The sequence below is a fragment of the uncultured Nevskia sp. genome, assembly GCF_903885465.1.
Classification (GTDB): Bacteria; Pseudomonadota; Gammaproteobacteria; order Nevskiales; family Nevskiaceae; genus Nevskia.
Genome location: NZ_CAISIQ010000072.1, coordinates 1 through 7,531 on the forward strand (window position 1 = coordinate 1; position 7,531 = coordinate 7,531).

Genomic DNA, 7,531 nt, shown 5'->3' on the forward strand with positions numbered 1-7,531 from the left:
CGAAGACATTCCGGTGGTCGCGTTCTCGGTGGGTGAGGAAGAACTGTCGGGCATCGACACCAAGCCGCTGGTTGGCCATCTCGCTGCCTGGACCTACTTCGAGAGCGTCAAGAGCCCGGCCAACACTGCCTTCATCAAGGCCTGGCAGACGTACATCAAGAACCCGAAGCGCACCACCAATGATCCGATGGAGGCGACGTACATCGGCTTCAACCTGTGGGTGAAGGCGGTCGAGAAGGCCGGCACCACCGACACCACGAAGGTCATCGACACATTGCCGGGCCTGGAAGTGCCGAACCTGACCGGCGGCACCGCCAAGCTGCTGCCGAATCACCACATCACCAAGCCGGTCTACATCGGCGAGATCAAGGAAGACGGCCAGTTCGAAACCGTGTGGCAGACCAAGGCTGAAGTCCCGGGCGACGCCTGGTCCGACTTCCTCGACGGCTCGAAGGATCTGGAATCCGATTGGGTGAAGCTGAAGTGCGGCAACTACAACACCAAGCTGAAGAAATGCTCGAACTGAGGCACGCCTGAGCTTCAAGCGAAAAGCATTGCTCTCGCGGAGAACGCAGAGAACGGCGAGAACTTTCAATCGTCATTCCCGCGCAGGCGGGAATCCAGTGTCGCGGTCAGCACACCGCTGGCAACGGAGAACTGGATCCCCGCCTGCGCGGGGATGACGGATGGATTTTTGCTTTTGGCTTTCCTCTGCGTCTGCGCGTGAGAAATGACTTTTGCAGTACCAAGCAAGCAGCACTGCGGGGGGCAAGTCTCCGGGCCGGAATTGGCCCGGCCCGGAGCTTGCTTTGCATCCCCTGTCGTCACCTTCTTTTCAGGAGCATCCCCGCGATGATTCCGCTACCTCCCCTTCTGCGACTACTGATGCGACTGCCGCTGCGACGATGCCTGCTGGCGGCAGTCGTTGCCGTGAGCCTGCCGCTGCAGGCAGACGATGCTGTCGCGCCTGCTGCAGACGCTACCGCCGAGACCACCGCCGAAGCGGCCCCGGCTGCGCCGACCGCGTTTCCGGATGTAATTCGCGCACTCGGTACGGCATCCCTGAGTGAACGCACAGCCTTGCTCGAAGCATTGCTGGCAACCAAGAACCCGAACACGGCCGCCGTACTGACGGCCTGGCTCGAAGATCATCTGCATGTGCGCGACGCCGATGGCGCCGTGTTCATCACCGCGGAAGCTGAAAGCAACTACGCGCTCACCGATCCGCTGACCATGGCCGCAGCCGGCAGCGAGGCTAGCGAAGGCTTCACCAAGATCGGCAGCAACAACAACCTGCGCAAGCTGCTGCGCAGCGCCCTGGCCTCGTTCAAGCTCGGCAACCCCGACGCCGCGGTACGCCTCGCCGCGGTGCAGGAGATGCTCCGCGCGCCGGACGAGCTGACCCTGACCATGCTTCGCGAACAGGCGAAGACCGAGCAGGACCCTGCCGTGCTGAAAGCGATCGCTGCCGGCCAGGCCTACGCCGATCTGACTTCGGACAGCGCCGATATCCGCCTGGCCGCGGTGAACGTACTTTCCGGCGCGCTCGATGGTGAAACCCTGGCCAAGCTCGAAGCATTGCGCGAAGAAGCCAACGAGCCTGATGAACGCGTCCGCAGCGCGGCCTCGGTGGCGATCTCGTCGATCGCTGTCAAGCGCAAGTTCTTCAGTGCCATCGAAACCCTGTTCTTCGGCCTGAGCCTCGGCTCGGTGCTGGTACTCGCCGCCATCGGCTTGGCGATCACCTTCGGCGTGATGGGGGTGATCAACATGGCGCACGGCGAGTTGATGATGATCGGCGCCTACACCGCTTACGTCGTGCAGCAGCTGATGCCGACACATCTGGCGGCCTCGATCCTGATCTCGATTCCGACGGCCTTCGTGGTCTCCGGCCTGGTCGGCATCGCCATCGAACGCGGTGTCGTCCGCTTCCTGTACGGCCGGCCGCTGGAGACCTTGCTGGCGACCTTCGGCATCAGCCTGTTCCTGCAGCAGCTGGTGCGGTCGATCTTCTCGCCGCTGAATCGCTCGGTGGCCACGCCGGAATTCATGAGCGGCCAGTGGGTGATCAACGATGCGCTGTCGCTGACCTGGAACCGCCTCTACATCGTCGTCTTCACGATGGTGGTGTTCGCGGCGCTGCAATTGATCCTGCGCCGTACCTCGCTGGGCCTAAAGGTGCGTGCGGTATCACAGAACCGGGCGATGGCACGTTCGATGGGCATCAATTCGGATCGCGTCGATGCCATCACTTTCGGCCTCGGCTCCGGCATCGCCGGTGTCGCTGGCGTGGCGCTTTCGCAGCTGACCAACGTTGGCCCGAATCTCGGCCAGAGCTACATCATCGATTCGTTCATGGTCGTGGTCTTCGGTGGTGTCGGCAATCTCTGGGGCACGGTGATCGGCGGCATGACCCTCGGTGTGGCCGGCAAGCTGCTGGAGCCGGCAGTCGGTGCGGTGATGGCCAAGATCGCGATGCTGGTGTTCATCATCCTGTTCATCCAGCGCCGCAAACAGGGCCTGTTTCCCCAGAAAGGCCGCGCCGCGGAGGGCCACTAATGAGCACGCAAACAATGACCGGGCAAGGCGTACTGATTCCGGCCCTCAAGGCCGACCGTGGTGGCCAGGTGCTGCTGGCGCTGCTGCTGATCGCAGCGGTGGTGGTGCCGATCTTCAATCTGATGATTCCGGAAGGCTCGTTCTTCCACCTGTCGACCTACACGGTCACCCTGTTCGGCAAGTACCTGTGCTACGCCCTGCTGGCGATCGCAGTCGATCTGGTCTGGGGTTATTGCGGCATTCTCAGCCTCGGCCACACGGCGTTCTTCGCGCTCGGCGGCTATGCGATCGGCATGTATCTGATGCGCCAGATCGGCCCGCGCGGCGTCTACGGCAATCCCATCCTGCCGGACTTCATGGTGTTCCTGAACTGGACCGAGCTGCCCTGGTTCTGGGAAGGCATGAACCACTTCCCGGTGGCGCTGCTGATGGTGGTGCTGATCCCGGGCCTGCTGGCGCTCGGCTTCGGCTGGCTGGCGTTCCGCTCGCGGGTCACCGGCGTCTATCTGTCGATCATGACCCAGGCGCTGACCTTCGCCTTGCTGCTCGCTTTCTTCCGCAACGAAATGGGCTTCGGCGGCAACAACGGCCTGACCGATTTCAAGGAACTGCTCGGCTTCGATCTGAAGACACCCGGCATGCGCGTGGCGCTGTTCATCACCACGGTGATCGCGCTCGCCGTTGGTTACATCGGCTGCCGCTACGTGATCGCGTCAAGGCTCGGACGAGTCGTGCAGGGCATCCGTGATGCCGAAGGCCGCACCCGCTTCATCGGCTATCAGGTAGAGTCGTACAAGCTGTGGATCTGGGTGTTCTCGGCGATGCTCGCCGGCATCGCCGGAGCGTTGTATGTGCCGCAGGTCGGCATCATCAATCCGGGCGAATTCGCGCCGATCAACTCGATTGAAGTGGTGATCTGGGTGGCCGTCGGCGGACGCGGCACGCTGTACGGCGCAGTCGCCGGTGCCGTGCTCGTCAACTACGCGAAGACCTGGTTCACCGCGGCGTTCCCGGAGATCTGGCTGTATGCGCTGGGCGCGCTGTTCGTCGGCGCGACCTTGTTCCTGCCGAAGGGTGTTGTCGGCCTCATCCCAGCACGCAAGGTGAAAACCGCATGAGCACCTCGCCTGCCACCACCGGCCCGATCGGCCTGCGCACCAAGCCCACCGGCAAGCGCCGCAGCACCAATGCGCCGAGCCCGGATCTGTCGCACAACATCATCCTGTACGTCGAAGGCGTCACCAAGAGCTTCGACGGCTTCAAGGCGCTCAACGATCTCAGCCTGTACATCGAGACCGGCGAGCTGCGCTGCGTCATCGGCCCGAACGGCGCCGGCAAGACCACGATGATGGATGTCATCACCGGCAAGACCACGCCAGATACCGGATCGGTCTGGTTCGGCCAGACCATCGATCTGCTCGGCATGAGCGAACCGGAAATCGCCCAGGCCGGCATCGGCCGCAAGTTCCAGAAACCGACCGTGTTTCCCGAGCACAGCGTGTTCGAGAACCTCGAACTGGCGATGGCCTGCGACAAGTCGGTGTGGAAGATCCTGTTCGCCAAGCTCAATGCCGTGCAGCGCGAACGCATCGACGAAGTGCTCGGCATCATCGGTCTGAAGGATCATCGTTTCGGTAAGGCCGGCGCGCTGTCGCACGGCCAGAAGCAGTGGCTGGAGATCGGCATGCTGCTGATGCAGGACCCGCTAGTGCTGCTGGTCGACGAGCCGGTGGCCGGCATGACGCCCCAGGAAACCGAGCGCACCGCCGAGCTGCTGGTCAGCCTCGCCGGCAAGCATTCGGTGGTGGTGGTCGAGCACGACATGAACTTCGTCCGCTCCATCGCCCGCAAGGTCACGGTGCTGCACGAAGGCCATGTGCTCGCCGAGGGCACGATGGACGAAGTGCAGAACGATCCGCAGGTCAAGCGCGTTTATCTCGGCGAGTAAGGGGAAGAATGAGATGAGCGATTCGATGGTGAAGATCAGCGGCCTGAACCAGTTCTACGGTGGCAGCCATACCTTGTGGGATCTCGATGTCGACGTGCCGCGCGGCTCGCGCATGTGCCTGATGGGCCGCAACGGCATGGGCAAGACGACGATGCTGAAATGCCTGATGGGCCTGATTCCGACCGCGTCCGGCAGCATCAGCTATGACGGCGGCAAGGAACTGCGCGGCGTCGCTGCCGACAAGCGCGCCGGCATGGGCATCGGCTATGTGCCGCAGGGCCGGGAAATCTTTTCGCAGCTGACGGTGGAGGAGAATCTGCGCGTCGGCCTCGAAGCCCGTGGCCTGAAGACCGCGAAGAAGAAGGAACTGACCGACTACGTGCACAGCCTGTTTCCGGTCTTGAAACAGATGAGCCAGCGCCGCGGCGGCGACTTGTCCGGCGGTCAGCAACAGCAGCTGGCGATCGGCCGCGCGCTGACCCTGGAACCGAAGCTGCTGATCCTCGACGAACCCTGCGAAGGCATTCAGCCGAACATCGTCGCCGACATCGGCGATCTGATCCTGCGGCTGAACAAGGATCTGGGCCTGACCGTCTTGCTGGTCGAACAGAAGCTGCCGTTTGCTCGCCGTGTCGCCAGCGATTTCGTGATTCTCGACAAGGGCCGCGCCGTGGCCAAGGGCGCGATCGGCGAGCTGACCGACGAGATGGTGAAGCAGCATTTGACCGTGTGATCATCGGGTCATGAACGCAGAAATCGCAGGGCGGGACAGCCGCGCCTCGTTGCGGCGCATTCCGCCATTCGCGAACGGCAGGATGTGCGATACAAGCGCTTTCCCGCCCTGCGGTTTGCGATGAACGCGGCACTATCAGAAGCACCACCCCGTGGCTGGCAGGCCGAACTCGAACTCGGTTTCGAGGCGAGCGCCACACGCACCACCCTCGCCCGCCGCCATCACCTCGGCCCGCTGAGAGTGCAGCGGCCGTTCTATCCGGACGGGCCGGTCTGCAATGTCTATGTCGTCCATCCGCCGGGTGGCGTCGTCGGCGGTGATCGCCTGGACCTGCGCTTCAACGCCGGGCCTGGTGCCCATGCGCTGCTGACGACGCCGGCCGCCGGCAAGTTCTATCGCAGCGCCGGGCCCGAAGCGCGGCAGAAGATCGACATCCGTCTCAACGCGGCAGCACTCGAATGGCTGCCGCAGGAAACCATCTACTACCCGGGCGCCGTCGTCCGTCAGCAGACGGTGATCCGGCTCGATGCCGCCTCGCGCTACATCGGCTGGGATCTCGGCGCGTATGGCCTCGCCGCGCGCGGCGAGCGCTTCGACAGCGGCACCAGCAATCAGAGCCTGGAGCTGTGGCGGGATGATCGTCCGCTGCTCATCGATCGTCTGCGGCTGGCGGGTGGCGGGCCAGCGTTCAAGGCCGCCTGGGGCCTGGCTGAGCTGCCGGTGCTCGGCACCTTCGTCGCCTGTCCGGCAAGCTCGGCGGACGTCGATGCGGCGCGCGGGGCGGTCGCCAGTCATGATGACGTGACCCTCGGCATCAGCCTCGTCGATGGCGTGCTGATCGGCCGCGTGCTGGCGCGACAGACCGATGCGGCGATGCGAACCTTGATGCATCTGTGGCGAACCCTGCGACCCCGACTGATGCAGCGCGAAGCGGTGCTGCCCAGGATCTGGGCGACATGAATACCGGAAACCAAGCATGGAACTGAGTCCCCGCGAGAAGGACAAGCTGCTGATCTTCACCGCCGGCCTGGTCGCCGAACGGCGCAAGGCACGCGGCGTGAAGCTGAACTACCCGGAAGCGATCGCCTACATCTCGGCCGCGATTCTCGAAGGCGCGCGCGACGGCAAGTCGGTCGCCGAACTGATGAGCTACGGCACCACCCTGCTGAGCCGCGACGATGTGATGGACGGCATCGCCGAAATGATCCCGGACGTGCAGGTGGAAGCCACGTTCCCCGACGGCACCAAGCTGGTCACCGTCCACAACCCCATTCCCTGAGGAGGCCGCGATGATTCCTGGTGAACTGCTGCCGCTCGATGGCCCCGACATCGAACTCAATGCCGGCCGCGAGACCGTGAGTTTGAGAGTCGCCAACGTCGGCGACCGGCCGATCCAGGTCGGCTCGCACTATCACTTCTTCGAAACCAACGACTCGCTGCACTTCGATCGACCCAAAGCGCGCGGCTTCCGGCTGAACATTCCGGCCGGCACCGCGGTGCGCTTCGAGCCGGGCCAGGAACGCAATATCGAACTGGTGGCCTATGCTGGCGATCGCATCGTTCATGGCTTTCAGGGCAAGGTCGAGGGCGCCCTGGAGAAAGCCTCATGAAGATCAGCAGAGCCGACTACGCCAGCCTCTACGGCCCGACCACCGGCGATCGTCTGCGCCTGGCCGACACCGCGCTGATCATCGAGATCGAGCGCGATCACACCATCTACGGCGACGAAGTGAGCTTTGGCGGCGGCAAGGTGATTCGTGACGGCATGGGCCAGAGCCAGCGGGGAAGCCGCGACACTGCCGACACAGTGATCACCAATGTCGTGATCGTCGATCACTGGGGCATCGTCAAGGCCGATATCGGCATCAAGGCCGGGCGGATCAGCGGCATCGGCAAGGCCGGCAATCCGGACGTGCAGCCGGGGGTCGACATCGTCATCGGCCCGGGCACCGAGATCATCGCCGGCGAAGGCCAGATCATCACGGCTGGCGCGATCGATTCGCACATCCACTTCATCTGCCCGCAGCAGGTGGAGGACGCGATGATGTCCGGCACCACGACGATGATCGGTGGCGGCACCGGCCCTGCGACCGGCACCAATGCGACCACCTGCACACCCGGCCCCTGGCATCTCGCGCGGATGCTTCAGGCGGTGGAAGGCTTGCCGATCAACTTCGGTTTTCTCGGCAAGGGCAACGCCTCGCTACCCGGCACGCTCGAGGAACAACTCGAAGCCGGCGCGATGGGCCTGAAGCTGCACGAGGACTGGGGCACCACGCCGAAGGCGATCG

9 protein-coding genes are annotated in these 7,531 nt (G+C 63.9%); all 9 read left to right on the forward strand.

Annotation, left to right across the window (positions count from 1 at the left end; translation table 11 throughout):
- A partial coding sequence (locus tag QZY06_RS02565; RefSeq protein ID WP_295679776.1) for a transporter substrate-binding protein occupies window positions 1–526 on the forward strand: 526 nt, incomplete at its 5' end.
- Window positions 527–885: 359 nt separating this feature from the next.
- Entirely contained in the window at window positions 886–2,559 is a 1,674-nt protein-coding gene (gene urtB, locus QZY06_RS02570) for an urea ABC transporter permease subunit UrtB (protein WP_295679778.1), read from the forward strand.
- On the forward strand, window positions 2,559–3,677 hold the full coding sequence (urtC, locus tag QZY06_RS02575; RefSeq protein ID WP_295679781.1) for an urea ABC transporter permease subunit UrtC: 1,119 nt from the start codon (window positions 2,559–2,561) through the stop codon (window positions 3,675–3,677). The genes urtB and urtC overlap by 1 nt, the downstream gene beginning before the upstream one ends.
- Window positions 3,674–4,507: an urea ABC transporter ATP-binding protein UrtD gene (gene urtD / locus QZY06_RS02580; RefSeq protein WP_295679784.1), complete on the forward strand. Its 834-nt coding sequence runs from the start codon at window positions 3,674–3,676 to the stop codon at window positions 4,505–4,507. Before urtC ends, urtD begins: the two co-directional genes overlap by 4 nt.
- A gap of 25 nt (window positions 4,508–4,532) precedes the next feature.
- Window positions 4,533–5,240 (forward strand): urea ABC transporter ATP-binding subunit UrtE, encoded by a 708-nt coding sequence (gene urtE, locus QZY06_RS02585; protein WP_366946295.1) that lies wholly within the window; start codon window positions 4,533–4,535, stop codon window positions 5,238–5,240.
- 120 nt (window positions 5,241–5,360) lie between these two features.
- On the forward strand, window positions 5,361–6,200 hold the full coding sequence (locus tag QZY06_RS02590) for an urease accessory protein UreD (protein ID WP_295679790.1): 840 nt from the start codon (window positions 5,361–5,363) through the stop codon (window positions 6,198–6,200).
- A gap of 16 nt (window positions 6,201–6,216) precedes the next feature.
- Window positions 6,217–6,519 (forward strand): urease subunit gamma, encoded by a 303-nt coding sequence (gene ureA, locus QZY06_RS02595; protein WP_293387218.1) that lies wholly within the window; start codon window positions 6,217–6,219, stop codon window positions 6,517–6,519.
- Window positions 6,520–6,529: 10 nt separating this feature from the next.
- Window positions 6,530–6,850, forward strand: a complete 321-nt coding sequence (locus QZY06_RS02600) for an urease subunit beta (RefSeq protein WP_295679794.1) — start codon at window positions 6,530–6,532, stop codon at window positions 6,848–6,850.
- On the forward strand, window positions 6,847–7,531 hold a 685-nt coding region (locus QZY06_RS02605; RefSeq protein WP_295679798.1), incomplete at its 3' end, for an urease subunit alpha. The genes QZY06_RS02600 and QZY06_RS02605, both read left to right, overlap by 4 nt.

Bases quoted from the DNA above. Each gene is read 5' to 3' on its own strand.
- urtB (WP_295679778.1), top strand. From the start codon at position 886: ATGCGACTGCCGCTGCGACGATGCCTGCTGGCGGCAGTCGTTGCCGTG.
- QZY06_RS02590 (WP_295679790.1), top strand. From the start codon at position 5,361: ATGAACGCGGCACTATCAGAAGCACCACCCCGTGGCTGGCAGGCCGAA.
- urtC (WP_295679781.1), top strand. From the start codon at position 2,559: ATGAGCACGCAAACAATGACCGGGCAAGGCGTACTGATTCCGGCCCTC.
- ureA (WP_293387218.1), top strand. From the start codon at position 6,217: ATGGAACTGAGTCCCCGCGAGAAGGACAAGCTGCTGATCTTCACCGCC.
- urtE (WP_366946295.1), top strand. From the start codon at position 4,533: ATGGTGAAGATCAGCGGCCTGAACCAGTTCTACGGTGGCAGCCATACC.
- QZY06_RS02600 (WP_295679794.1), top strand. From the start codon at position 6,530: ATGATTCCTGGTGAACTGCTGCCGCTCGATGGCCCCGACATCGAACTC.
- urtD (WP_295679784.1), top strand. From the start codon at position 3,674: ATGAGCACCTCGCCTGCCACCACCGGCCCGATCGGCCTGCGCACCAAG.